This is a genomic window from Bacillus sp. DU-106, from assembly GCF_004799705.1.
In the GTDB taxonomy this organism is placed as follows: Bacteria; Bacillota; Bacilli; order Bacillales; family Bacillaceae_G; genus Bacillus_A; species Bacillus_A cereus.
The window spans coordinates 5,090,239-5,115,183 of the sequence record NZ_CP026607.1 but is presented as its reverse complement, the minus strand read 5'-3'; the positions used below and the strand labels follow the sequence as shown (position 1 = coordinate 5,115,183).

The window sequence follows — 24,945 nt, the reverse complement described above, 5'->3', positions numbered from 1 at the left end:
GGGATAGATGATACGGTTTTTAGAGAAGTATGTGATGCCAGTAGCAGGGAAGGTTGCAGAGCAGAGGCATTTACAAGCAATTCGAGATGGAATTATTTTAACGATGCCTTTCTTAATTATTGGATCGTTTTTCCTCATTATTAGTGCACTGCCAATACCCGGATATAACGAGTTTATGGCAGGTTTGTTTGGTGAGAATTGGCAGAGAGCTTTAGGGTATCCAGTTAGTGCAACTTTTAATATAATGGCTTTAATAGCTGTTTTTGGAATCGCTTACAGGCTTGGAGAGTATTATAAAGTGGATGCTTTAGCATCCGGGGCATTGTCGCTTGTGACGTTTTTACTTGCGACGCCATTTCAAGTTGCATATATTATACCAAGTACAAAAGAAAGTGTACTTGTAGAAGGCGCTATCCCAGCTGCATTAATGGGAAGCCAAGGGTTATTTGTAGCAATGATTATTGCACTTATATCTACTGAACTTTATCGATTTATTGTACAAAAAAAGATAATCATAAAGATGCCAGAGACAGTTCCACCAGCTGTCACGCGTTCATTTGCGGCACTTGTTCCAGGATTTATTGTTGTAACAGTTATTTGGATTTTACGCTTAATTATAGAAAATACTTCTTTTGGCAGTATCCATAATATTGTAGGACAAATTTTACAGGAACCACTTAGTGTACTTGGTGCTAGTCTTTGGGGCGCAATAATAGCAGTTATTCTCGTTCATGTTCTTTGGTCGTGTGGAATTCATGGTGCTACTATTGTTGGTGGTGTAATGAGCCCCGTTTGGTTGTCGTTAATGGATCAAAACCGAGTCGCTTTTCAAGCTGGGCAAGATGTACCAAATACGATTACGGCACAGTTTTTTGACTTATGGATTTATATGGGCGGTTCTGGTGCAACGCTTGCTCTAGTTGTCGGAATGTTACTATTTGCACGAAGTCAACAATTAAAAAGTTTAGGGAGATTATCAATTGCACCTGGTATATTTAATATTAATGAGATGGTAACTTTTGGTATGCCGATTGTGATGAACCCACTTTTACTAATTCCATTTATATTAGTTCCAGTTGTGTTAACAATTGTTTCGTACTTTGCAATGGAATGGGGATGGGTCGCACGTCCGAGTGGGGCCGCTGTACCTTGGACGACACCTATTCTTTTTAGTGGATATTTAGGATCGGGCGGGAAAATTTCAGGTGTTATTTTACAACTTGTTAACTTTGCGCTAGCATTCTTCATTTATTTACCGTTCTTAAAAATATGGGATAAACAAAAACTGGCGGAAGAAAAGGGGGAGTAAAGAACTAAAATGGATACGATAGAGACGAAAGCTTTTCATTTAATCTTGCATGGGGGAAACGCGAGAAGTTGTTCAATGGAAGCAATTGATTGTGCGAAGCGTGGGGAGTTTACAGAAGCTGAAGCTAAATTACAAGAAGCACTAGAGGAATTAAAAGAGGCGCACCGTGTACAAACGGAGCTTATCCAGAAAGAAGCTGGTGGTGAAAAGACCGAAGTTACTCTTTTAATGGTACACGCACAAGACCATTTAATGAATGCAATTACGGTGAAAGAATTAGCGAGTGAGTTTGTAGAGTTATATAGGAAGATGTCGGTGGATGAATGAACCTTGCTTATGCAAGGTTTTTTTATCTCGAATTAACGGGCAGTAAAACTCCCACTAATTAAAATTTCATTTTATGTATGTGCCTGTACCATCAGTGGAATGTTCATCCCACTGATGGTATTTTACAATCCTCCTTTTTTCGGATGAGTAAGAGTTATAATTAATCGGCAGTAACAATTTCTCCTATACCACGAATTAATCTTTTTATATGCATCCGTTCCGGTTTTAATATATTTACGATATAATCAATCGCTATTTGTGGTTCAACGGTTGTACCGCAAGTATAACAGTCAATAGCTGCAAAATTTTGTTCCGGGTAAGTGTGAATGGAAAGATGGCTTTCTGATAATAACACTAATACAGTAACACCATATGGCTGGAACTCTTTTTTACTTACGTTTAAAACATGGGCACCAGAGTAATCTGCAGCTGTAACTAGATGATATTCTAAAAAGTGCATATCATCTAATAGGGAAAAGTCCACTCCCCACAAATCTACTATTATATGCTTGCCAAAAGTAGAATATTCCATAGGGCAGCACTCCTTACTATAATATCTTCAAAACTTCATTTCCTGTTTGTAGCATTGATGTAAGATAAGATTTGATTCTGAATTTAAAAGAGCGAGGTTACGTTGTTCTAGATGTTCTTCTTTAAATTGAAATAAAGGAAAAAGAAGAGCAGGCAATGTTCGAGGAGTTGGTACTACATATAATTGTTCAATTTGATCGAGTACATGTGCAGAATTAGTAGCAAGATGAAATCCCCAGTCAGTTCCGAAAGAAGGAACAATTGTATGATAGCTTTTTACAGTTAATCCAGCGTGTTCAATTGTATTACCGATACTCCAATATACTAGAGGTGCATCAGCAGGTGAATTAGATTGACAGACGAAAGCACCATCTTCTGTTAAGAATGTAGCTATACGAGCAAATAGTTCGCTTGTATATAAAGTACTTAACAACTCTGTCGCTGGGTCTGGAAAATCAATAATGATTACATCGTATAAAGATGAAGGTGAATTTAGAAATTCTTTTGCATCGCATACGTGCACGTTCACTCGATTATCAAAAAAAGCATTTTTGTTTAAAGATACTATTTCTGGAACATTACGTGCCATATTAATCATCGCCTCGTCTAAATCAACAAGGTCTACATGTAGCACAGTTTCATATTTCAAAACTTCTCGTAAGGCAAGACCATCGCCACCACCTAATATGAGAACACGTTTTGGATCGATTACTTTTGACATAATTGGATGTACAAGTGCTTCATGATAAATTTGCTCATCAACGGAACTAAATTGTAGTTGCTTGTCCAAGTATAAGCGAACATCGTTTACTTGGACTAAATTAATATTTTGATAATTACTTTTTTCTTCAAATAGGTTCGTATGTTCACCAGCTTGTATTTCCTTTAGAGAAATTTCATCCCACACATCTAAGCTGTGTGAATCTGTAGGTACTATAATTACATTTTCCGATTGTACTTGCTTATCTTGCTTATTCTGCTCATCCTGTTTATCTTGTTTTTCTTGTATATCATGCTTGTCCTGCTGTTCTAGTTCAAATTTGTCAGAGTCTAATTCAGAACGCTTGTCTTTTTTATAGCTTGTTATTCTATAAATCTTTATTTTGCTTTGTTTTCTATGTTTTGGCATAAGAATCCCCTTTCGAATTGTGTTATTTTATTCTATTTTATGTAATCTAGTAGAGTTTGCTTGGACAATAGAATAGATAGAAGACTGAGCCCAAGAAAATGTTGTTTTTTACTAGATTCCTACGATAAAAAAGTTTTTTTAGTGTTTTTTCATATTAAACATAACTAGACAACTAAACACTAATCTATTTTCATACAGTTATGTGTTAAAAGCGTGTTGTTTTATAACACACTGTGTGTTTTTTGAACGACACACTAATTGAAAGCGTTAACACACAAAGAAAACAGTCGAAAAAGCACTGATTTTAGTGGTTTTAAAAAGTTGGCACGCTAATTGCATTGATAAATAGCGTAAAGAAAAATAAATAAAACATAAATTTTTTATACTACACAAGGGGGATTTTCAAATGAATATTTTATTATGTTGCTCAGCAGGGATGTCTACAAGTTTACTAGTTACAAAAATGGAAGCGGCTGCAAAAGCTCGCGGTCTAGAAGGAAAGATTTGGGCTGTATCTGGGGATGCAGTAAAAACGAATATCGATCAAGCAGATGTATTATTACTAGGACCACAAGTTCGTTACATGCTTTCTTCAATGAAAACGCTTGCTGATGAGAGAAACGTTGGAATCGACGTTATCAATCCAATGCACTACGGCATGATGAATGGAGAAGCAGTTTTAGATCACGCATTAACACTTAAAAAATAATTAGGGGGGAAGCGAAATGCAAAAGTTTATTGCATTCATGGAGAAATATTTAGTTCCAGTCGCAGGTAGAATTGGATCGCAGCGCCACTTAGTTGCAATCCGTGACGGATTTATCGCAGTTATGCCTCTTATTTTAGTTGGATCATTTGCAGTACTTATAAATAACTTACCAATTGATGCTTTCCAAAACTTTATGAAGGGCACATTTGGTGACGCTTGGAAAGATGTCGGTGGCGGTATGTGGACTGGTTCCTTTGCTATACTCGCCCTCATAGTCGCAGTTGGGATAAGTTACAATTTAGCGAAATCTTACGGCGTCGATGCGTTGTCAGCAGCAATCATTACATTCGGTGCATTAATTATTATTTCTCCGACAACGCCAAAAGAAGGCGGTATTGATTTAGCGTGGACAGGGGCACAAGGTCTATTCGTTTCCATTATAGTGGCTCTTCTTGTAACAGAAGTGTTTAGATTCTTTGTTCAAAGGGATATTACAATTAAAATGCCAGATGGTGTTCCACCGGCAGTAATGAAATCATTCGCAGCGTTAGTTCCAGCATTCGTTATTTTGATTGTAACAGCAGGTATTCAATTAGCTGTGAAACTTGCGGGAACAAGCATTCATAAAATGGTATTTGAAACAATTCAATTACCATTACAAGGTTTAGCGGGTACATTACCAAGTGCAATTATTATCGCGTTACTTATTCACGTATTATGGTTCTTCGGATTACATGGTCCAAATATTATTGGGGGGATTATTGACCCAATCTATTTACCAGCATTAGAGAAAAATATGAAATTATTTAATGATGGTATGTCTGCATATGACGTACCGCATATCTTCACAAAACCATTCTTTGATGTATACGTATATATCGGGGGATCGGGTGCAACGTTAGCGTTCTTAGTGGCAGTAATGCTTGTAGCGAAAAGTGCGCAGCTTCGCGGTGTAGGCCGTGTATCTATCGGTCCTGGTTTCTTTAATATTAACGAACCAGTTATTTTTGGTACGCCAATTGTATTAAACCCAACGTTAATTATCCCATTCGTACTTACACCGGTTGTATTAGTTATTACTTCTTATACAGCAATTACTTTAGGATGGGTACCAAAAACAGTTGCGTTAGTTCCATGGACAATGCCACCAATCTTTAGTGGTTATCTTGTATCGGGCGGAAGCATCGCTGGTGCAGCACTACAAGTGGTGAACTTTGCAATCGCGGTAGTAATTTACTATCCATTCGTATTAATGTGTGACCGTACTTATGTACAGGCTGCAAAAGCTGAAACAAAAGGAAGCGACAATTCAGTATCACTTTAAAAAATATTATTCTGGCGAGTTCCTATAGCTCGTCAGAATAATTACCTTTATATCATGTTCAAAAAGATGAAAAACATCTATATGAACACTAAACTATCATTAATAAATTCATACTTTAATAGACATGTTCAAACTGAAGGGGTATTTAAATCGGTTGAACTTTATAGAGAGGGCGGTAATTATGATGACTACAGCAGAACAAATTCCATTCCAATTGATTTTAAATAGTGGTAACGCACGAAGCTTTGCGATGGAGGCACTTCAATTTGCCAAACAGGGGAAAATGGCAGAAGCAGATGAAGCGATGGTAAAGGCAAAAGAAGCGATTAATGAAGCGCATCATTTTCAAACAGAGCTCATACAATCAGAAGCAAGAGGAGAAAAAACAGAGGTTAGTGTTCTTTTAATTCACGCACAAGATCATTTAATGAATGCGATTACAGTGAAAGAATTAGCAGCAGAGTTTATCGATCTTTATAAAAAGCTTGAAGCGAAAGGGGAATAAAGCATGACTGGAATTAAAATTGCTACAATCGGCGGTGGATCTAGTTATACACCAGAGTTAATTGAAGGATTTATTAAGCGTTATGATGAACTGCCTGTTCGTGAAATTTGGTTAGTAGATATTGAGGCAGGAAAAGAAAAGTTAGAAATCGTTGGTAACTTAGCGAAACGTATGGTGAAAAAATCAGGTTTACCAATCGAGGTACATTTAACACTTGATCGTCGCGAGGCATTAAAAGATGCTGACTTCGTAACAACACAACTTCGCGTTGGTTTATTAGAAGCACGTGCAAAAGATGAAGCAATCCCATTAAAATATGATGTAATCGGTCAGGAAACGAATGGTCCTGGTGGTTTATTCAAAGCGTTGAGAACGATTCCTGTTATTTTAGATATTTGTAAAGATATGGAGGAGCTCTGTCCGAATGCATGGTTAATTAACTTTGCAAATCCAGCTGGTATGGTAACAGAAGCTGTTCTTCGTTATACAAATATTCAAAGAGTAGTTGGTCTATGTAACGTTCCAATCGGAATTCGTATGGGTCTTGCAAAATTACTTGAAGTAGATGCGAGTCGTGTTCACGTTGATTTCGCAGGTTTAAATCATATGGTATATGGATTAGACGTATATTTAGATGGCGTGAGTGTAATGGACCGTGTGTTAGAGCTTGTGACAGATCCAGAAAAGCAAATTACGATGGAAAATATCGCAGCGCTTAACTGGGAACCAGACTTTATTCGAGGACTTCGTGTAATTCCATGTCCATACCACCGTTACTACTACAAAACACGTGAAATGTTAGAAGAAGAGAAAGAAGCTTCTGTTGAAAAAGGTACACGTGCAGAAGTAGTAAAACAATTAGAAAATGATTTATTTGAGTTATATAAAGACCCGAACTTAGATATTAAACCACCACAATTAGAAAAACGTGGCGGAGCTTATTATAGTGATGCAGCATGTAGCTTAATTACGTCTATTTACAATAATAAAGGTGATATCCAGCCTGTTAATACACGAAACAACGGAACAATTGCAAGCTTACCACATGATTCAGCTGTTGAAGTGAACTGTATTATTACGAAAGAAGGCCCAAAACCAATTGCAGTGGGAGATCTTCCAGTACCAGTTCGCGGTTTAGTACAACAAATTAAATCATTTGAGCGCACAACAATTGAAGCTGCTGTTACAGGGGATTATCATAAGGCGCTGCTTGCTATGACAATCAATCCACTTGTACCATCAGATAAAGTTGCAAAACAAATTTTAGATGAAATGTTGGAAGCACATAAAGAGTATCTTCCGCAGTTCTTCAAAAAGGTAGAGAAGTAAAAGCGGCGCTATTTAGCCCGCTTTTTTTATTCTATTAGGAGGTATTATGATGATTAAGTTAATTGTAAATGCAGATGATTTCGGTCTTACAGAAGGTACAAATTACGGCATTATTGATGGGCATATAAATGGACTTGTAAATTCAACGACGATGATGATGAATATGCCAGGAACAGAGCATGCGGTACGCTTAGCGAAAGAGTACAACCTACTCGGAGTAGGCGTACACCTCGTATTAACGGCAGGAGAACCACTGTTAAAGGATGTACCGTCACTCGTAGGGGAAAACGGATCGTTTCATAAACAAAGTGTTGTAAGGGAAGGGAATATAAATCCAGAAGAAGTTGAGAGAGAATGGACTGCTCAAATTGAGAAGTTTTTATCTTACGGATTAACACCAACTCATTTAGATAGTCATCATCATGTGCATGGTTTACCGATCTTACATGATGTTCTTGAGAGATTAGCGGCTAAATATAATGTTCCGATTCGTCGTTGTGAGGAAGATAGAGCGGTGCATCCATTTTCTGATGTGTTTTACAGTGATTTTTATGCGGATGGTGTGACGGAAGATTACTTTGTGAAGTTAAAAGAAAGAGTACAAGGTGAACAAACGGTAGAAATTATGGTTCATCCAGCATATATTGATCCAGAGCTTGTGAAGCGTTCTTCTTACGTAATGGATCGTGTGAAGGAATTGCGTATTTTAACAGAGAGTGAGTTGCCAGAAGGCATAGAGCTTGTGAAGTTTTAATAGAAAAAACGACGGCTACATCATGCCGTCGTTTTTTATTTATAAAATGGACAGAATATATCCGCCAAAGGCTCCCAGTATAACGATAACCCAAGGTGGTGTTTTCCAAAAAGCTAGTAAGCAAAAAAGAAGCGAAGCGAAAACGAAATCTGAAGCATTTATAACTGTACTCGTCCAAATAGGATCGTAAAAAGCGGCAATTAAAATACCAACAACTGCGGCGTTAACACCAAGTAGTGCGCCTTGTATGAATGATATTTTTCTCACACTGTTCCAAAATGGTAAAACACCAATAACGAGTAAGAAAGCAGGGAGGAAAATCGCAATTGTTGCGAGTGTTGCCCCAAGCGTCCCGTTTAATACTGCTCCTATATAAGAGGCGAATGTAAATAGTGGTCCTGGTACTGCTTGTGTTAATCCGTATCCAGCTAGGAACTGTTCTTTCGTCATCATTCCGTTTTGTACGAACTCACCTTCAAGAAGGGGCAGCACGACGTGTCCTCCTCCAAATACAAGTGCGCCAGAACGATAGAAACTATCAAATAAAGCGATGTAATAAGAAAACGGTCTTAATATCGGTAGCAGCAGTAATAGTCCAAAGAATAAGACGAGACAAGAAACTGCTATCTTTTTTGAAATAGGTACTTTTATATTTTGTGATTGGCTAATTGGTTGGTTGCGATATAAAAACCAGCCGATAAAGCCACATATTATAATAAGGATGACTTGTGTCCAACTACTTGGCCATAATAAGGCAATTGCGGCAGTTACAATCGCAATCGTCGCACGGTTGCGATCTGGAGTTAACTTTCGCGCCATTCCCCATATGGCATGAGCGACAATAGCTACTGCTACAAGTTTTAGTCCATGAATCCAGCCAGCACTTCCAAGATCGAACTGATTAAGGAATGAGGCGAAGAAAACCAAAACAAGTACAGACGGTAAAGTGAATCCAATCCATGAAATAATAGCTCCTAATAGTCCGCCTCTTAATAATCCAACCCCCATACCGACTTGACTGCTGGCAGGACCAGGAAGGAATTGACATAGCGCTACTAAATCTCCATAGCTTCGTTCATCCATCCATTTTCTTTTTTGCACGTATTCGTGGTGAAAATAGCCGAGATGAGCGACAGGACCGCCGAATGAAGTAAGTCCTAATTTAAATGAGACGAGAAAAATCTCTAATAATGTGTGAAAGATGTGTTTGTTTTTTTTCAAAATAACCTCCTATAATGTTTTTCTATGTGCATTATACAAGAGACTTTCAATCTACAGGAACGATTTTAATGTAAAGATTTTGTGAATCTTTTCTTTGTAATTAAAATTGAAAAAGTCATAAATGATTATGTCTAAACCATAAAGTAGTAGAAGTAGTGCTGGGAAATTTATATAAGGAGAATGCCTTATGACAACACATTTCTTTGCCAGGTTAACAGGTAAGAGGGAAGTGCCTCCTGTAAATACAGAAGCTTTTGGGGTAGCAGAGTTTATTTTTAGTGATGATTTAACGAAATTGCATTACAGAGTAATACTAAAAAATATAGAAAAGGTTACATCGTGTCAAATTCATTTAGGGAAGTCTACTCAAATTGGTCCTGTTGTTTTATATTTGTATGGTCCACTGGAGCAAGGGATTAGTTTGAACGAGGGAAGTATTACTGGTGTAGTGAATGTAGAGGATTTTGAGGGACCTTTACAAGGGAAATCATTTGTACATTTACTTCAAGAAATTATTCAAGCAAATGTATATGTTAATGTTCATACGAAATCACAAAAAAGAGGAGAAATAAGAGGGCGAGTTAGAAAAGTAAAGAAGTAGAGGAAAAGGCTGTCCATATGTTGGAACAGCCTTTTCTCATTATATAAGGTGCTAGTTTTAGCGATTATTGTCGGTAAATCGATATGTTTTGAAAATCGCCGATATAACTCACGTTACGGTCGATATTTTTAAAAACGGCCTCAATTAATTTTTAACAGGCTGATTTTTAATAAAGAAGTCCATAACGTAAAATACTTCGTCATCAGGTATTTGTATTTCAAATGTATTTTCAATCGGTTGCAATGCTTTTTTTACTTTCATATACATCCAGTATTCATCTTGTCTTCTTTTCTCTTTATCAGGGTGAGGAAGAAGGCTTTCTCCTTTTTGAAGACGGTCAACCATACAGCTCATATGCAGAATAACCCCCATTAAGCTATCAGGAGTTAGCTGTAAGGAAATTAATTCTTGAATTGTATTTAATGCGTAACGAATTGTTTTAATAAGTAATGCCCCATCGTTACGCTGCATTTGTTGTTCAAGAATATCCGCCATTTTTGCATATGTTTCTTCATACGTAATTAATTCTTGAATGGGCTGAATCGCTGTGTAGTTTACGATGTCTTGGAAATGATATGTTAAGCACGGCACTTGCACATCGAAATTCGTGACGATACAAATGATATTACGCTCTTTTTTTATGTTCTCGATCATTTTCGTTAAATCTTTTTCATGGACGATACTAATCGGAATAATTTCAATTAAGTCTTTATCAAATCGTAAATAGTTCTCTAACATTTTTTGAATAGCTAAAGCACTTCCTTCACCAGTTAAACAAGCTGTTAAAATAACAGATTTCATTGGAGAGAGAGGTTTTTTCTTTTCTTCTTGTACGTTTAAGTAAAACGGTGTTAAATTTTTTACTGTTTCATACAGCGCATCTAATGAATAACCGAGCTGAGCTTTTCGAGCTGCTTCTAGTGCATGTGGTGTGCTCGTCATCGAGAGAACACGTACAGGGATTTTGAACTCCGTTTCTAATATGTCACCGATATAAGCAAGTGACCCCATATCGACAAGTAAGAGAAGCCCATTTACATTTTGTAGTGTTTTCATATACACTTTCACACGTTCCAAGAAATCTTTCGGTGATTCGTGTAACGGCATATCAATACCGGTTACTTCCTCAATACCGAGAAGTTCGTTTGCAACGTTTGCCATTTCAGTTGCGATGCCATTACCGTGTGCTAATATTAATACTTTTACTTCTGTTTGTGAGGCAGGAATTGGATCAACAACGAAGAACATTGTTAAAAAGCCAGCTTCATCAATAGGCATTGTTATTTGTAATTCTTCCTCCAGTAGTTGAATGCATTGCATAGCTACGGAAAAAGCTTCTTTATATTTCGTACGAATTTGATTTAATTGTGGGTGATGTATTTGTTTTCCGCTTTGTAAACGTTGTAGAGTTGTCTGTACATGTAAACTTAAAGCAAGAAATACTTTTTCATCAAACGTCTTAGATAAATGCTTTTCAGCAAGTTCCGCTATTTTTTCACATACGGAAACGATATTACGATCCACAATTTTAAAAACATTTTCATGGCTTGTTTTTTTGGATATTTGGTTAAAATATTGTACGAAAAAGCTTTGAACATCATTTTCTATTAGTAATTCTAATTCTTCCTCTTCAATACCACGTGCTTGAAGTTCTTCGTATTTATAATCAATATAATCGTAAATAGAAGAGCGTTTTTCATCTTCTGTTTTATGATTACTCCAACCTTCCTCACCTGTAAATACAAATGTTTCATTTGGTATTTGGTATAAGTGACGGCTCTTTCTTTCAATGAACAACCCTTCTTTCATATACCAAGGTAAATCTGTACTTGAAACATAGACAGAATCACGTTTCTTTGTGACCAAATCAGAATAGGCTTTCGCACATGCAATTTGAACATCTGTTTTTAATTGACCGATGTTATTGGGACAATTGTAAAAGACGAAAGCACGCATTGCATTTGGGCTAACGTGAATGTCTTTTCGCAGACGAATTGCTTCATTTGTGAAAAATAGCTGTAGTAAAGCAAAGCGCTCTTTATGTGTACGCTCACGAAGTGGTGGCAGCGTAACAGTCATCGGTATACGTCTTGTAAATGTTTTTAATAAAAATGAATTTGGTTCTTCTGTTGTTGCAGTAATGATTAATACTTGTGCTTTACGTTCGTTCTCTGTTTCTCCAAGGCGGCGGTATACTCCGCGGTCAATAAAGGTGAAAAGCATTTCTTGTCCCTCTGGAGGCAGGCGATGTACTTCATCTAAGAAAAGAATTCCTTCATGTGCTTTTTCAATTAACCCTTTTTGATCACTTGCTCCTGTATAAGCTCCTTTTTTAATCCCAAATAATTGCCCGAGTAGTAACTGTGGATTATTTGCATAATCAGCACAGTTAAAGACGATAAATGGTGCATCTTTGGGAAGCTGTTCAACTTCAATTGCATATTCGTGCATTAAAGAAGCAAACATAGACTTTCCGACCCCTGTTTCTCCCAGTAGTAAAGTATGCATACCGTTTGGAGGATAGAGAATAGAAGCTTTCGCTTTTTCAATTGCAATTTTAAGGCTCGTATTTTCAATTGCAAATGTATCCAATGAAGTTATGTCTTTTGAATGCGTTTCCAACGAAGTGTTCGTTTCTATGTAAAAACGAACAGGTCGCGTATTTGTTTTTAATAAACGTTTATCTTTTACAAGTTTGTTTAAATCGCTACTTACATTGGCACGATCTAGTTGCAGAAATGTAGCGAGTTCTGATGCGGTTACACCTTCTGTATAATTGCCTTTTTGTATTGCGTTAAAAATGAGATCTATTCGTTTCATTTCTATTCACCTCGAAACTTCATCACTATTTAAAATTTTACACAAAAATGGGAAGGGTGGGAAGAGAAAAATAAAACAGCTTTAGCACATAGGCACTAAAGCTGTTACAATCTTGTGTCTTTCCAAAAATTTACCTTGAGATGAGAAGAAGGATTATAGGGAAGAAGTTTGTATCCTTGTGACTGTAAATAATCAATTACTTTTGGAAGTATTTGTACGGTTACACTCGAATCATGCATTAAAATGACTTCGACTTGTTCATCACTTTGATTACGTACTCTTTCGAGTATGGCAGAAGGGTTGTCATAGCTTTTCCAGTCGTATGTATCGATCGTCCAATCCCACATTTTATACTGGGCCGATACAAGTGCGTCACGGTAATTCTTTTTTAAGTAAGGCATACTACCATATGGAACGCGAACGAGATGTGTATTTAATTTCGTAACTTGCTGGACAATGCTTTGTGTTTGCTCCATTTCTGCAATTAAAGTGGAAGGGTCACCAGTGTAAAGGCGTTTTACATCATGTGACATACTGTGAAGTCCGATATAATGTCCGTCTTTAATTAATCGTTGCATTGTCTTTTTATAATGTGGTACTTTTCCACCAATAACAAAGAAAGTTGCTTTTCCGTTCTTTTCTTTTAAGATGTTTAAAATTTGTGTAGTATATTTGTTTGGTCCGTCATCAAATGTTAAGTACGCAATTTTTTGTGTAGGAGAAGTTGTTCCAGTATTTGGATGATATTCAGCAGGAATAATAGTTGTTGCTTCAGTATTAGATGATACGTACATAGTAATCGTTAAAAATAAAATAATACATTGAAATACTCGCTTGATCATAACATTCACCCTCAGTTTGACAATCAAGATGTAAAAAAGAAAACTTGATACTTTTCTTATTATGTATATCTTTCTCCAATAGAGGAACTCTCAAACAATCTATATTTTGGAAATATAAAATGAGAATAAAAAATAGCATCCTCTTATAAGAAAGAGGATGCTATTTGAATATTTCATAATTGAAAAGGCTATACTACAATTAGTCTTCGCGTTTTTTCACTTTTTTATAAAAGGAAATGATTGGTTTGTAGCGTTCATGTACAAGCCCGATTATTTCAGCGATGATTTCTGTGAAGAAAATCAAAGCGAAAAGAAGAATAATGGATAACCATAACGTTGCAGTAGTAAAAATAATGGCATTTACACTAAAGAAAATACCGAATGCGTATATAATTAGTACCGTTTTGCGATGAGAGAATCCCATTGCAAGTAAGCGGTGATGTAAATGCGATTTATCTGGTGCTGAAATAGGTTTTTTATTTACGATACGACGGATGATTGCAAATATCGTATCAAATATAGGTACACCTAAAATGATAATTGGAACGATAAAACTGAATAACGTTACACTTTTGTATAATCCAAGTAACGATATAACAGAAATACAGTATCCTAAAAATAGTGCTCCTGTATCTCCCATGAAAATTTTTGCTGGATGGAAGTTGTAGAATAAAAATCCAATTGTACTTGCTAATATAATTAATGCAAGTGGCAAGATAATAGCTGTTCCAGTACCCCATGGGCTAGTGAAGGCCATATATGCTAGCGTTGCAAGTACGATAGATGAAATCCCAGCAGATAATCCATCTAAGCCGTCAATTAAGTTGATTGCATTCGTAATACCTACAAGCCAAAATACTGTAATTGGATAAGCAAGCCATCCAAGTTCAGTATCCCCAATGAATGGGATATATAATACTTGCACTAATAATCCACTTTTTACAATCATAATGGCAACTAACAGTTGTCCACCGAATTTTACTCTCGCAGATAACTCGTACATATCATCTAAAATTCCGATGATTACAATGATAATTGCACCTAGCGTTATCGATAACATTCTTTGCTCATATAAGCCACCGACAACAAATCCTACAGCTACACCAATAAATATTGCTAACCCGCCAAGACGTGGCATAATCTTTTGGTGCACTTTACGTGCGTTTGGCTTATCTGTCGCTCCTATTTTAAAAGCTAATTTAATAACTAAAGGAGTAACGACAAGTACAGTGATGAAAGATGCCAAAATGGCATAAATCACTTGTGAGTCCATTAATACCCCACCCTTTATAGTCTAACGTAATTTTTTTTTTTTTTGAAAATATATTTATCTGAAAATTATGATGTTTGTTTACAGGCTCATAACATATGGTATCACAAAAAGATTAGAATTCAATCTTTTTTTCTTTTTACGGTTAATGGAAGCGAATAAAATATATGACAATTGTATATAGAATGTTGAATCATATAAGAAGGTTAATCGTACTGGACTTCGGAATGTGACATTTTCTCTTTTTCTTCGATAGTGAATACTTTTATTTCAGTATTATAAGTGTTGCACGTAGAAATGAGTAAGTCTCGTGTTAAAATGTGGGAATTTATTACGCGTAAACTGGCAGCCTCATTCTTACTGATTAAGTTTTACTTTATAGTGCATTTAATTTTACAAAAACTTTAAAAAAAATAAGAGAAGTAATTCATATAATGAAAAAGGAAAAGGGTTTTCTCATTTTTAATATGAGAGGGGGAAGCGCAGGGAGAGTTCTATATTTCATATCTTTTCTATTGTAAATTCCTGTGCGAAAAGGAAATGAAAATTACGATAGTAGGTACTGGATATGTTGGATTGATTACAGGAGTAGGATTGGCAAAATTAGGGCATTCAGTTACATGTTTTGATATAGATGATGAAAAAATTGAACGGATAAAACAAGGGGATTTACCTATTTATGAGGTTAGATTACATGAATTAATAAATTATGCATATGAGAATAATGCTTTAACTTTTACATCAAATAAAGAAGAGGCATTTGATGATGTAGAGTTTATATTTATTGCAGTTGGAACACCACCTTTATTAGATGGGACGGCAGATTTAACGTATATTCAGAGTGCTTGTAACGATATTGGATTATATGCGACGAACGATATTATTGTTGTTACGAAAAGTACAGTTCCAGTAGGTACAAATGATGTAATGAAGGGATGGATTGAGGAGAAGTTAAAAGGGAGGCATACAGTACATATCGTATCGAATCCAGAGTTTTTGCGTGAAGGTTCAGGTATTTATGATTTCTTTCATGGAGATCGTATTGTAATTGGAGCGGATAGTGAGGAAGTAGCAAGAAGAGTAGAGAGTTTGTATAGTGAATTATGTTTAGAAACGTATGTTACAGATATTAAAAGTGCAGAGATGATTAAATACGCGTCGAATGCCTTTTTAGCTACAAAGATTAGTTTCATTAATGAAATTTCAAATATATGTGAGAAGGTAGGCGCGAATGTATTGGATGTTGCCAAAGGGATGGGAATGGATAAGAGAATTGGTGCATCTTTTTTAAATGCGGGCATTGGCTACGGAGGGTCGTGTTTTCCGAAAGATACGAAAGCGTTGGTGCAAATTGCGGGAAATGTTGCTCATGATTTTCGTTTGTTAAAAGCGGTTATTGAAGTAAATAATAAGCAACAGCTGCTATTGATTGAAAAAGCGAAAAAAGTTATGAACATGAGTAAAAAGCGGATTGCAGTTCTTGGCGCATCCTTTAAACCGAATACGGATGATATTAGAGAGGCATCATCTCTTATTATAATAGAAGCATTACTTAATATAGGTGCAGAAATTGTTCTTTACGACCCAAAAGCAATTCAATATGTAAAAAATATATTTGGAGATGCTATACAATATAGTAGATGTATAGATGAATCGATTAGAGATACGAGTGCGGTTTTTATCGTAACAGAATGGGAAGATATTCAAACTTATCCGTTAGAAAAGTACGTACAACTTATGAGGGAGCCTATTTTATTTGATGGGAGAAATTGTTATACTGATGAAGATGTTAAGAAACAAAAGATAGATTATTACTCGGTGGGAAGAAAAAGTATTTGTAATAGACATGTTTCTATTATGCGTTAAAAAGGGATGTACTCATGCATATTTTTATATGTCATAATAGAAGCTGTAAATAGTGAAAGAAAAGAGGCAATCACATGACTGAACGTTTAAAAGTAATGACAATTTTCGGGACACGTCCAGAAGCAATTAAAATGGCACCTCTTGTATTAGAGTTGCAAAAACACCCAGAAAAAATTGAATCGATTGTGACTGTAACAGCACAGCATCGCCAAATGTTAGATCAAGTATTAAGTATCTTTGGAATTACGCCAGATTTCGATTTAAATATCATGAAAGACCGCCAAACTTTAATTGATGTTACAACGCGTGGTTTAGAAGGTTTGGATAAAGTAATGAAAGAAGCGAAGCCGGATATTGTACTTGTACATGGTGATACAACAACAACATTTATTGCAAGCTTAGCTGCTTTTTATAATCAAATTCCAGTAGGTCATGTTGAGGCGGGCCTTCGTACGTGGGATAAGTATTCTCCATACCCAGAAGAGATGAATCGTCAATTAACAGGTGTAATGGCGGATCTTCATTTCTCACCAACAGCAAAATCAGCAACGAACTTACAGAAGGAAAATAAAGATGAGTCACGTATTTTCATTACAGGAAATACAGCGATTGACGCGCTACAAACGACTGTAAAAGAAACATATAGTCATCCTGTACTAGAGAAACTTGGGAATGATCGTCTTGTACTTATGACAGCTCACCGTCGTGAAAACTTAGGTGAACCGATGCGTAATATGTTCCGTGCAATTAAGCGTCTTGTTGATAAGCATGAAGATGTACAAGTTGTGTACCCTGTTCATATGAACCCTGTTGTTCGTGAAATAGCAAATGAAATTTTAGGTGAACATAACCGTATTCATTTAATTGAGCCGCTAGATGTAATTGATTTCCACAATGTTGCAGCTCGTTCATACTTAATGTTAACGGATTCTGGTGGTGTACAAGAAGAAGCTCCATCACTTGGGGTACCAGTTCTTGTTCTTCGTGATACAACAGAGCGCCCTGAAGGTATTGAAGCAGGTACGCTGAAATTAGCAGGAACAGACGAAGAGACAATCTTTGGTCTTGCTGATGAGTTGTTATCAGATAAAGAAGCTCATGATAAGATGGCGAAAGCATCTAACCCTTACGGTGATGGTCGTGCATCAGAGCGTATTGTAGAAGCGATTTTACAACACTTTAATAAGTAAAAAAAAGGGCCCAATCGGATAGATTGGGCCTTTTTTTTTACGGCTGATTGCGCATAATCCACTCTGCATGAGCATTTGTAGAAGGTGGCGGATCAGTTGGTGTTTTATTTTGGTTTGTCTCTTTTTTTGTTTGTTCGTTAGAGTTAGAACTTGAATCAGGATTTGAGTTGTTTTTTGTAGTTGGATTTTTTGCTTTTTCTCCTAATTCTTTTTCAATTTCGTTACGCACCGTTTCTACACTGATTGGATCTGGAAGGAAGTAATAAATACCGCCTATCTTTTTGTCTTCGCCTTCAAGCTTTAACGTTTGCATTGTAGAAGGATCAAATCCAGAAAGTTTATTGTAAAGAGCAAGTCCGTCTGAAATAGGAATGTCGGTTTTTATATATTTTCCAACGACAGCTGTTAAATCTTTAATTTTAAATACAGTAGAGGTGGAGTTTAGTTTATGAGCAACAGCGGCCAGTAATTGTCTTTGTCTAGCAGCTCGACCATAATCGCCATTTGGATCTTGCTTTCGCATACGGACGTAAGCAAGTGCTTCTTCACCGTTTAAGTTTTGCTGTCCTTGCTTAAATTGAATCTTTTTGTAGTAATCCACGTCAGAGCGCTCCCAGAAATCGAAGGGTACGTCAACGGTAACGCCGCCAACAGCATCAACGATACCTTTAAAGCCTTGGAAATCAATTTTCAGATAATGGTCTACAGGAACTTTTAGAAAGCCTTCGACAGTTTTGATTGCCATTTCTTCTCCGCCGTAAGCATGGGCAGCGTTAATTTTGTCTTCCTTATTTTTGCCAACAATTTTAACTCGAGAATCACGAGGAATACTCATAAGTGAAATCTTTTGCGTTTTTGGATTGACTGTTGCAAACATTAATGAGTCTGTACGACCATTTTGACCATCTGTCGCATAATCTTCTATACCCATAATGAGAATTGTAAAAGGTTCTTTTGTAATTTCTACATCTTTGTTTCTTAAATCTGATTTTTCACGAGTAAAACCACTATACATCCCCATGAGAGAAGAGTAAGAATTTAACACATAAACTCCTATGCTGCCAAATAAAAATGCGAAAATAAGGAAGAAGAAAAGTTTCCTTCTTCGCTTCTTTTTTATTCTGCTATTTTGGAGATGATAATAACGTTCTTCCATATATAATCTCCTTAGTTCGTTAGTTCATTTGTAGGGAAGTAATTCACTACATTAATCTTTGAAGGTGATAAATGGGTTATGCTTAGATAACATCTTGTTCTAAGTACAACATATCTCCTTCTGTAATTGTACATTTCCCGTTTGTTAATTCAATCATCCAATCTGTAAATGCTTGTTTGCCGTCTTCTTCTACATACGTATCAAATGTGACATTTTCTAGATAATGAATATCTTTAATGGCATATTTTGAATTGCGTAATTCATTTTCCACTTTGCCAAGTAATGTGTAATCAATCTCGGTTTGCATCACACGCATTAGTTTTCGCTGGACAACACCGACATGATTAATGCCTTCGCTTGTACACTTTCCATATGCACGAATTAATCCACCTGCACCAAGTTTAATGCCACCAAAATAGCGTGTTACAACAACAACGGTATCTTTTAGTCCACGTTTTTTAAGTACTTCCAGCATTGGTACGCCAGCTGTACCGCTAGGCTCGCCGTCATCATTTGCTTTTTGAATATGATCTTGTTCGCCAATTAAATAAGCGGAACAATTATGTGTTGCATTCCAATGTTGTTTTTTTATTTTTTGTATAAATTCTTGAGCCTCTTCCTCAGTCGTTGCTCGGCTAATATAACAAATAAATCTTGATTTTTGAATGACGATTTCGTGTTCGCCGTAGTCTTTGATTGTTAAATATTGTAATAGCACTTGTGTACGCCCCTATCTATCAAAATGACTAGTACTTTCCATTTTAAAAGCGAGCCTTTTTATATTCAAACATTTTTTCTAAATATGCTGAAGTTTTTGGTGAGTATTTTATCTTTTTGTTGTAATTTGTCGAGATGGTAGGTATAATTTCAACCGGCATTTTCATGTATGGATGCACCATTTGTAGTTTTCGTGTAAAATTAGGAAATAAAACTTTTTATAAGGCAGGTACGAAAATGAAAATAGCTATTGTTACTGATAGTACGGCATATATACCGAAGCAAATTCGTGATGAACTCAATATATATATGATTCCATTAAACGTTGTGTTTGGAACAGAATCTTATCAAGAAGAAGCTGAAATTTCAGCAGATGATTTTTATGTGAAAGTACGTGAACAAGAGGAACTTCCAAAAACTTCTCAACCAGCAATCGGAAAGTTTGTTGAGCTATATGAAGAACTAGCTAAAGATTATGATGCAGTTATTAGTATTCACCTATCAAGTGGAATTAGTGGTACATATCAAACATCAACGACAGCTGGACAGATGGTAGAGGGTATTGATGTATACACGTATGACTCTGAAATTAGTTGTGAAGTACAAGGATTTTATGTGCGTGAAGGTGCAAAGTTAGCAAGTGAAGGAAAGAACCCAAAAGAGATTATCGCTCGTTTTGATGAAATGAAGAAAACGATGGACGCCTATTTTGTAGTTGATGATTTACATCATTTACAACGTGGTGGTCGATTGAATAGCGCGCAAGCTTTCATCGGCAGTCTGTTACAAGTGAAGCCAGTTTTATATTTTAGAGATAAAATCATTATTCCGTTTGAAAAGATTCGTACACGTAAAAAAGCATTAAAACGTATCATTGAAATTTTTGATGAGCAAGCAAGTAAAGGTGTACCTATGGAAGCAGTTATCATTCATGCACAACGTGAAGAAGAAGCGAATGAATGGAAGAAAGAATTAGAAGCAAAATATCCTCACGTCACAATTCGTACAGGTTATTTTGGAGCTGTAATTGGTACGCACTTAGGTGAAGGTGCATTAGGTCTTGGATGGTATACGAAGTAATAAAGATATAAAAAGCTCTCTTTTTAAGAGGGTTTTTTTACGGGTATGTTACGTTTGGTTGACAAGTTAATATTTGGAAATGGTAAAATGTACGTAAAATAAAATAATGAGGAAAGTTTTATAACTTACTTTTTACAAGAAACTATATTATAATAGAAGAGAGGTGAAACATATGGAGCATAATTCTTGTTTATGTCCAAAGTTTGAGTCAGCTTTTACTCTGCTTAGTAAGAAGTGGACTGGCTTAATTATTAAATCTTTGCTTGAAGAGTCGAAACGTTTTAGAGAAATCGCAGATATTATCCCAAATATGAGCGATCGTATGTTGTCAGAGCGTTTGAAGGAATTGGAAAGCGAGGGCATTGTAGTTCGTAATGTCTATCCAGAAGTACCAGTTCGAATCGAGTATGGCTTAACTGACAAGGGGAAAGCGTTAGAAAGTGTTATGGATGAGGTCCAAAATTGGGCTGAGAAATGGATGAAGTAGCATTTCATTTGTATTCGTATATTTAATAAAACGTAAGGGATTCCTTACGTTTTTTCTTTGTTTATAGAAGTAAGAAAAGTATGTAAATTTCTACACACACATACAAAAATATACGAATTTTGCGCTAGAGCTACATATAATATTACATTTGTTTTACAAAAACGTAACATTAGCAAAAAAAATCCCGAATTATGGTATAAATTTTATAGGTTATATACGGAAAAAGAAAAAAGAAAGCGGTGTAAAAAATAAAATGAAAAAGCTAAAAATGGCATCTTGCGCATTAGTTGCAGGGTTAATGTTTTCTGGGCTAACACCAAATGTATTTGCAGAAGATAAAATTTCTGACGTGAAATCACAAATTAATACACAAAATGACACTTTACATAAACAACAACAAGAACGTGATGAATTACAAAAGCAAATGAATGACTTAAACAAAACAATTCAAGGTTTAGATAAATCTGTTCAAGAGAATGCTGCAAAGCTTGATGAAACAATGAAAAAAGTTTCTGATACTGAGCAATTAATTGAAAAGAAAAATAAAGATATTGCAGAATTACAAACAAAGATTGCAAAACGTGAAGAGCTATTAAGAAAGCGTTTAGTTGCACTTCAAGAACAACCAAATACGAACGTTGTAACAGAAGTTCTTGTAAACTCTAAAAACGTTGCTGATTTAGTTGATCGTTTAACTTCAGTTTCTAAAATTCTTGAGTCTGATGAAGATATCATGAAAACACAACAAGAAGACCAAGCTAGTGTGAAAAAAGATGTTGCAACGGTAAAAGAGAAACAAAAAGAATTAAAAGAAGCACAAGCTCAAATTGAAACTGCTAAGAAAGAACTTGACGCTGAAAAAGAGAAAAAAGCAACAGCGGTAAACGATTTAAGCGGTAAAATGGATACAGTTGTAACTTCAATGACAAGTACGGAAGGTCAATTGAAAGAGCTTGAGAAACAAGCACTGCAATTACAACGCATTGCAGAAGAAGAAGCACAAGCAAAAGCTGCACAAGAAGCTGCTGCTCAAAAACAAGCAGAGCAAGCTGCTAAAGCTGCGCAAGCTCAACCAGCACAAGCACCTGCAGAGCAAGCTGCACCAGCAAACAATGGTGGACAAGCTCAAAAAGAAGAACCTAAAAAAGAGGAACCAAAAAAAGAAGAGCCTAAGAAAGAAGCACCTAAACAAGAAGAGAAAAAGCCAGCTCCAACACCAGATTCAAATCCGACTCCGGGCGTAATTGGTAAGGCAAAGCAATACTTAGGTATGCCATATGTTTGGGGAAGTGCATCTCCATCAAACGGTGGTTTTGACTGTAGTGGATTCATTTCTTACATTTTTGGTGTAGGTCGTCAAGACGTTAATGGTTACTGGAATTCTGTTTCAAAAGTAAGTAGCCCACAACCGGGAGACTTAGTATTCTTCCAAGGTACTTATAAAGCAGGTCCATCTCACATCGGTATTTACGTTGGTAATGGCCAAATGATCCATGCTAGTGATAAAGGAATTGCGTACGGTGATATTAACAGTTCGTATAACAAAAAACATTTCTTAGGATACGGTCGATTCTAGGATTTATAAAAGAATAAAACAAGTGTATAAAGTCGATAGCTTACTATTTTATAAGTAGGTTATCGGCTTTTTTGAGTTTTTACGAGATGATGAGAAAGGTTTATAGTAGTGCTGGAGGTGATTGTTGATGGTAGCGGGGAAACAGTTGCTATTAGAAGAACTTTCTTCAGATTTACAGAGGAAATTAAACGATTTGAAAAAGAAGGGAGAGATCGTATGTGTACAAGGTGTAAAAAAGAAGAATTCTAAATATATGTGCCAACGCTGTGGAAATGTAGATCGGCGGCTATTTGCGTCGTTTTTATGTAAAAGGTGCAGTAAAGTGTGCACATATTGCCGGAAGTGTATAACGATGGGGAGAGTAAGTGAATGTACTGTACTTGTTCGCGGGATTGCTGAAAGAAAGAGAGAAAAGAATTCAAATTTGTTACAGTGGAACGGGACGTTGTCTACTGGCCAGAATTTGGCGGCGCAAGGAGTTATAGAGGCTATTAAGCAAAAAGAATCATTTTTTATTTGGGCTGTATGCGGGGCTGGGAAAACAGAGATGTTGTTTTACGGTATTAACGAAGCGCTTCAAAAAGGAGAAAGAGTTTGTATCGCAACGCCAAGAACGGATGTTGTTTTGGAATTAGCACCGAGATTACAAGAAGTATTTCCATATATAAAGGTAGTGGCTTTATATGGAGGGAGTGTAGATAAAGAAAAAGATGCAGTACTAGTCGTTGCGACCACGCATCAATTATTACGTTATTATAGGGCGTTTCATGTCATAGTTGTAGATGAGATAGATGCTTTTCCATATTGTGCAGATCAAATGTTACAGTACGCGGTAAAACAAGCGATGAAAGAAAAAGCGGCGCGTATTTATTTAACTGCGACTCCAGATGAAACGTGGAAGCGAAAATTTAGAAAAGGTGAACAAAAAGGTGTTATTGTTTCTGGACGATATCACCGTCATCCGTTGCCAGTTCCTCTATTTTGCTGGTGCGGAAATTGGAAGAAAAGCCTCAACCGTGAAAGAATTCCTCGAGTTTTACTACAATGGTTAAAGATGTACTTAAACAAAAAGTATCCTGTTTTTTTATTCGTTCCCCATGTACGATATATAGAAGAAATAAGCTCGTTATTGAAATCATTGCATAATAAAGTTGAAGGGGTACATGCAGAAGATCCGATGAGAAAAGAGAAAGTCGCAGCGTTCAGAAAGGGAGAAATCCCATTATTAGTTACAACGACAATTTTAGAGCGAGGCGTAACGGTGAAAAATTTGCAAGTTGCAGTTTTAGGGGCGGAAGAAGAAATATTTTCAGAAAGTGCGCTCGTACAAATTGCGGGCCGAGCAGGGCGGAGCTTTGAAGCACCGTATGGAGAGGTCATTTATTTTCACTATGGCAAGACAGAGGCGATGGTGCGCGCGAAAAAACATATTCAAGGTATGAATAAAAATGCGAAAGAACAAGGATTGATCGATTAATGCATTGTTTACTTTGTGATGAGTGTTTTGTAGAAAAGGTTAGTTGGTACACTTTTTTTGTAAAGTGTCATAGAAAATATATATGTGATAGATGTGAGCAGAAACTTTCCTATATTATAGGAGAAATTTGCATGGAGTGTGGGCGACCTTTAGAATTTGTTCCTGCCTCATTTCAAGAAGACGGTATTTGTATAGATTGTATAAGGTGGATGAAAGAGGAGAAGTATCGTTCTTTTAAAAACCGTTCGTTATATATGTATGATGATGAGATGAAAGAAATAGTAGCGCAGTTTAAGTTTCGGGGGGATGCAGAGTTAGTGCACATTTTTTATCGTCCTTTTCGAAGTTTATTTCAAAAGTATTTTGCCAATGTTTCAACCGTTATCGCTGTTCCGCTTAGTAAGGAAAGGGAAGTTGAACGTGGTTTTAATCAAGCTGAGTTATTAGCAACTTGTTTGCCTGTCAAAATTTCTTATCCATCATTAAGAAGAAGGGAAACAGAAAAGCAAAGTAAGAAGACACGTAAAGAAAGGGTGTCAGGAAGCAATCCTTTTTATTTTCAGGGAGAAGAGATGTTTTCTGGGCAACATATTTTACTCGTTGATGACGTGTATACGACAGGGATTACAGTTAGGCAAATCGGAAGTTTGTTATATGAAAGAGGGGCAAGGGAAGTATCTAGTTTGACACTTTGTAGAAGTTAATATGACAGTGTCGAAAGGGAT

At 36.3% G+C, this 24,945-nt stretch carries 23 protein-coding genes; 15 read left to right on the top strand and 8 right to left on the bottom strand.

The annotated features are described in order from the left end of the window. Positions 1–7 precede the first annotated feature (7 nt). Both celB (C3Y97_RS26235) and C3Y97_RS26230 read left to right on the top strand, forming a co-directional pair. On the top strand, positions 8–1,309 hold the full coding sequence (gene celB / locus C3Y97_RS26235; RefSeq protein WP_000617789.1) for a PTS cellobiose transporter subunit IIC: 1,302 nt from the start codon (positions 8–10) through the stop codon (positions 1,307–1,309). Positions 1,310–1,318: 9 nt separating this feature from the next. Then, the gene (locus C3Y97_RS26230; protein WP_000379645.1) at positions 1,319–1,636 is read left to right on the top strand and encodes a PTS sugar transporter subunit IIA; all 318 of its coding nucleotides are present in this window, start codon (positions 1,319–1,321) and stop codon (positions 1,634–1,636) included. Between the two features lie 160 nt (positions 1,637–1,796). On the opposite strand, the gene speD is transcribed toward C3Y97_RS26230, so the two are convergent. Both speD and C3Y97_RS26220 read right to left on the bottom strand, forming a co-directional pair. Beyond that, positions 1,797–2,168: an adenosylmethionine decarboxylase gene (gene speD / locus C3Y97_RS26225; protein ID WP_000456821.1), complete on the bottom strand. Its 372-nt coding sequence runs from the start codon at positions 2,166–2,168 to the stop codon at positions 1,797–1,799. A gap of 27 nt (positions 2,169–2,195) precedes the next feature. Further along, positions 2,196–3,296 carry a polyamine aminopropyltransferase gene (locus tag C3Y97_RS26220; protein WP_098214311.1) on the bottom strand — a complete coding sequence of 367 codons (1,101 nt, stop codon included), beginning with the start codon at positions 3,294–3,296 and terminating at the stop codon, positions 2,196–2,198. Positions 3,297–3,702: 406 nt separating this feature from the next. Between C3Y97_RS26220 and C3Y97_RS26215 the strand changes: the two genes are divergently transcribed. The 5 genes from C3Y97_RS26215 (at position 3,703) to chbG (ending at position 7,917) form a co-directional block, all read left to right on the top strand. After that, positions 3,703–4,005, top strand: coding sequence for a PTS sugar transporter subunit IIB (locus C3Y97_RS26215; protein WP_001023569.1), 303 nt, complete (start codon positions 3,703–3,705; stop codon positions 4,003–4,005). A 16-nt stretch (positions 4,006–4,021) separates the two neighbouring features. Then, complete coding sequence (celB, locus tag C3Y97_RS26210) at positions 4,022–5,329, top strand: PTS cellobiose transporter subunit IIC (protein WP_001168848.1); 1,308 nt, start codon at positions 4,022–4,024, stop codon at positions 5,327–5,329. 181 nt (positions 5,330–5,510) lie between these two features. Continuing rightward, the gene (locus C3Y97_RS26205) at positions 5,511–5,834 is read left to right on the top strand and encodes a PTS lactose/cellobiose transporter subunit IIA (RefSeq protein WP_000989055.1); all 324 of its coding nucleotides are present in this window, start codon (positions 5,511–5,513) and stop codon (positions 5,832–5,834) included. A gap of 3 nt (positions 5,835–5,837) precedes the next feature. Continuing rightward, complete coding sequence (gene celF / locus C3Y97_RS26200; RefSeq protein WP_100654888.1) at positions 5,838–7,163, top strand: 6-phospho-beta-glucosidase; 1,326 nt, start codon at positions 5,838–5,840, stop codon at positions 7,161–7,163. Positions 7,164–7,212: 49 nt separating this feature from the next. Further along, positions 7,213–7,917 carry a chitin disaccharide deacetylase gene (chbG, locus tag C3Y97_RS26195; RefSeq protein ID WP_000593496.1) on the top strand — a complete coding sequence of 235 codons (705 nt, stop codon included), beginning with the start codon at positions 7,213–7,215 and terminating at the stop codon, positions 7,915–7,917. 39 nt (positions 7,918–7,956) lie between these two features. Here the strand turns inward: chbG and C3Y97_RS26190 are convergent, their stop codons facing one another. Further along, positions 7,957–9,138, bottom strand: coding sequence for a chromate transporter (locus C3Y97_RS26190; protein ID WP_000739648.1), 1,182 nt, complete (start codon positions 9,136–9,138; stop codon positions 7,957–7,959). A gap of 187 nt (positions 9,139–9,325) precedes the next feature. On the opposite strand from C3Y97_RS26190, the gene exsM reads away from it, so the two are divergent. Continuing rightward, the gene (gene exsM / locus C3Y97_RS26185; RefSeq protein WP_000207046.1) at positions 9,326–9,739 is read left to right on the top strand and encodes an exosporium regulatory protein ExsM; all 414 of its coding nucleotides are present in this window, start codon (positions 9,326–9,328) and stop codon (positions 9,737–9,739) included. Between the two features lie 144 nt (positions 9,740–9,883). Here the strand turns inward: exsM and C3Y97_RS26180 are convergent, their stop codons facing one another. The 3 genes from C3Y97_RS26180 to C3Y97_RS26170 form a co-directional block, all read right to left on the bottom strand. Beyond that, positions 9,884–12,559 carry a sigma-54-dependent transcriptional regulator gene (locus C3Y97_RS26180; protein ID WP_000820967.1) on the bottom strand — a complete coding sequence of 892 codons (2,676 nt, stop codon included), beginning with the start codon at positions 12,557–12,559 and terminating at the stop codon, positions 9,884–9,886. 104 nt (positions 12,560–12,663) lie between these two features. After that, positions 12,664–13,401 (bottom strand): polysaccharide deacetylase family protein, encoded by a 738-nt coding sequence (locus C3Y97_RS26175; RefSeq protein WP_000597148.1) that lies wholly within the window; start codon positions 13,399–13,401, stop codon positions 12,664–12,666. A 199-nt stretch (positions 13,402–13,600) separates the two neighbouring features. After that, positions 13,601–14,674 carry a UDP-N-acetylglucosamine--undecaprenyl-phosphate N-acetylglucosaminephosphotransferase TagO gene (locus C3Y97_RS26170; RefSeq protein ID WP_000378318.1) on the bottom strand — a complete coding sequence of 358 codons (1,074 nt, stop codon included), beginning with the start codon at positions 14,672–14,674 and terminating at the stop codon, positions 13,601–13,603. Between the two features lie 537 nt (positions 14,675–15,211). Here C3Y97_RS26170 and C3Y97_RS26165 point away from each other — a divergent pair. Then, positions 15,212–16,537: a UDP-glucose dehydrogenase family protein gene (locus tag C3Y97_RS26165; RefSeq protein ID WP_086402103.1), complete on the top strand. Its 1,326-nt coding sequence runs from the start codon at positions 15,212–15,214 to the stop codon at positions 16,535–16,537. Between the two features lie 74 nt (positions 16,538–16,611). Continuing rightward, positions 16,612–17,727 (top strand): non-hydrolyzing UDP-N-acetylglucosamine 2-epimerase, encoded by a 1,116-nt coding sequence (wecB, locus tag C3Y97_RS26160; protein ID WP_000140145.1) that lies wholly within the window; start codon positions 16,612–16,614, stop codon positions 17,725–17,727. Positions 17,728–17,764: 37 nt separating this feature from the next. Here the strand turns inward: wecB and C3Y97_RS26155 are convergent, their stop codons facing one another. Continuing rightward, complete coding sequence (locus C3Y97_RS26155; protein ID WP_000392799.1) at positions 17,765–18,883, bottom strand: LCP family protein; 1,119 nt, start codon at positions 18,881–18,883, stop codon at positions 17,765–17,767. 82 nt (positions 18,884–18,965) lie between these two features. Beyond that, on the bottom strand, positions 18,966–19,601 hold the full coding sequence (locus tag C3Y97_RS26150) for a YigZ family protein (RefSeq protein WP_000926669.1): 636 nt from the start codon (positions 19,599–19,601) through the stop codon (positions 18,966–18,968). 236 nt (positions 19,602–19,837) lie between these two features. Here C3Y97_RS26150 and C3Y97_RS26145 point away from each other — a divergent pair, with 236 nt between their 5' ends. The 5 genes from C3Y97_RS26145 (at position 19,838) to C3Y97_RS26125 (ending at position 24,924) form a co-directional block, all read left to right on the top strand. After that, positions 19,838–20,680, top strand: a complete 843-nt coding sequence (locus tag C3Y97_RS26145; RefSeq protein ID WP_000684725.1) for a DegV family protein — start codon at positions 19,838–19,840, stop codon at positions 20,678–20,680. Positions 20,681–20,852: 172 nt separating this feature from the next. Further along, entirely contained in the window at positions 20,853–21,167 is a 315-nt protein-coding gene (locus tag C3Y97_RS26140) for a winged helix-turn-helix transcriptional regulator (protein ID WP_000400857.1), read from the top strand. A gap of 148 nt (positions 21,168–21,315) precedes the next feature. Next, positions 21,316–22,743, top strand: coding sequence for a C40 family peptidase (locus C3Y97_RS26135; RefSeq protein WP_000499474.1), 1,428 nt, complete (start codon positions 21,316–21,318; stop codon positions 22,741–22,743). A 127-nt stretch (positions 22,744–22,870) separates the two neighbouring features. Then, positions 22,871–24,220, top strand: coding sequence for an ATP-dependent helicase ComFA (comFA, locus tag C3Y97_RS26130; protein ID WP_000225362.1), 1,350 nt, complete (start codon positions 22,871–22,873; stop codon positions 24,218–24,220). Further along, the gene (locus tag C3Y97_RS26125) at positions 24,220–24,924 is read left to right on the top strand and encodes a ComFC family protein (RefSeq protein WP_086404136.1); all 705 of its coding nucleotides are present in this window, start codon (positions 24,220–24,222) and stop codon (positions 24,922–24,924) included. Before comFA ends, C3Y97_RS26125 begins: the two co-directional genes overlap by 1 nt. The last annotated feature ends 21 nt before the right edge of the window (positions 24,925–24,945 follow it).

What these genes read in the sequence shown, in the direction of transcription:
- C3Y97_RS26140 (WP_000400857.1), top strand. Translation starts at nt 20,853, where the DNA reads ATGGAGCATAATTCTTGTTTATGTCCAAAGTTTGAGTCAGCTTTTACT.
- C3Y97_RS26155 (WP_000392799.1), bottom strand. Translation starts at nt 18,883, where the DNA reads ATGGAAGAACGTTATTATCATCTCCAAAATAGCAGAATAAAAAAGAAG.
- C3Y97_RS26125 (WP_086404136.1), top strand. Translation starts at nt 24,220, where the DNA reads ATGCATTGTTTACTTTGTGATGAGTGTTTTGTAGAAAAGGTTAGTTGG.
- C3Y97_RS26145 (WP_000684725.1), top strand. Translation starts at nt 19,838, where the DNA reads ATGAAAATAGCTATTGTTACTGATAGTACGGCATATATACCGAAGCAA.
- C3Y97_RS26220 (WP_098214311.1), bottom strand. Translation starts at nt 3,296, where the DNA reads ATGCCAAAACATAGAAAACAAAGCAAAATAAAGATTTATAGAATAACA.
- C3Y97_RS26170 (WP_000378318.1), bottom strand. Translation starts at nt 14,674, where the DNA reads ATGGACTCACAAGTGATTTATGCCATTTTGGCATCTTTCATCACTGTA.
- celB (WP_000617789.1), top strand. Translation starts at nt 8, where the DNA reads ATGATACGGTTTTTAGAGAAGTATGTGATGCCAGTAGCAGGGAAGGTT.
- comFA (WP_000225362.1), top strand. Translation starts at nt 22,871, where the DNA reads ATGGTAGCGGGGAAACAGTTGCTATTAGAAGAACTTTCTTCAGATTTA.
- exsM (WP_000207046.1), top strand. Translation starts at nt 9,326, where the DNA reads ATGACAACACATTTCTTTGCCAGGTTAACAGGTAAGAGGGAAGTGCCT.
- speD (WP_000456821.1), bottom strand. Translation starts at nt 2,168, where the DNA reads ATGGAATATTCTACTTTTGGCAAGCATATAATAGTAGATTTGTGGGGA.
- chbG (WP_000593496.1), top strand. Translation starts at nt 7,213, where the DNA reads ATGATTAAGTTAATTGTAAATGCAGATGATTTCGGTCTTACAGAAGGT.
- C3Y97_RS26230 (WP_000379645.1), top strand. Translation starts at nt 1,319, where the DNA reads ATGGATACGATAGAGACGAAAGCTTTTCATTTAATCTTGCATGGGGGA.
- C3Y97_RS26180 (WP_000820967.1), bottom strand. Translation starts at nt 12,559, where the DNA reads ATGAAACGAATAGATCTCATTTTTAACGCAATACAAAAAGGCAATTAT.
- wecB (WP_000140145.1), top strand. Translation starts at nt 16,612, where the DNA reads ATGACTGAACGTTTAAAAGTAATGACAATTTTCGGGACACGTCCAGAA.
- C3Y97_RS26205 (WP_000989055.1), top strand. Translation starts at nt 5,511, where the DNA reads ATGATGACTACAGCAGAACAAATTCCATTCCAATTGATTTTAAATAGT.
- C3Y97_RS26165 (WP_086402103.1), top strand. Translation starts at nt 15,212, where the DNA reads ATGAAAATTACGATAGTAGGTACTGGATATGTTGGATTGATTACAGGA.
- celF (WP_100654888.1), top strand. Translation starts at nt 5,838, where the DNA reads ATGACTGGAATTAAAATTGCTACAATCGGCGGTGGATCTAGTTATACA.
- C3Y97_RS26175 (WP_000597148.1), bottom strand. Translation starts at nt 13,401, where the DNA reads ATGATCAAGCGAGTATTTCAATGTATTATTTTATTTTTAACGATTACT.
- C3Y97_RS26215 (WP_001023569.1), top strand. Translation starts at nt 3,703, where the DNA reads ATGAATATTTTATTATGTTGCTCAGCAGGGATGTCTACAAGTTTACTA.
- celB (WP_001168848.1), top strand. Translation starts at nt 4,022, where the DNA reads ATGCAAAAGTTTATTGCATTCATGGAGAAATATTTAGTTCCAGTCGCA.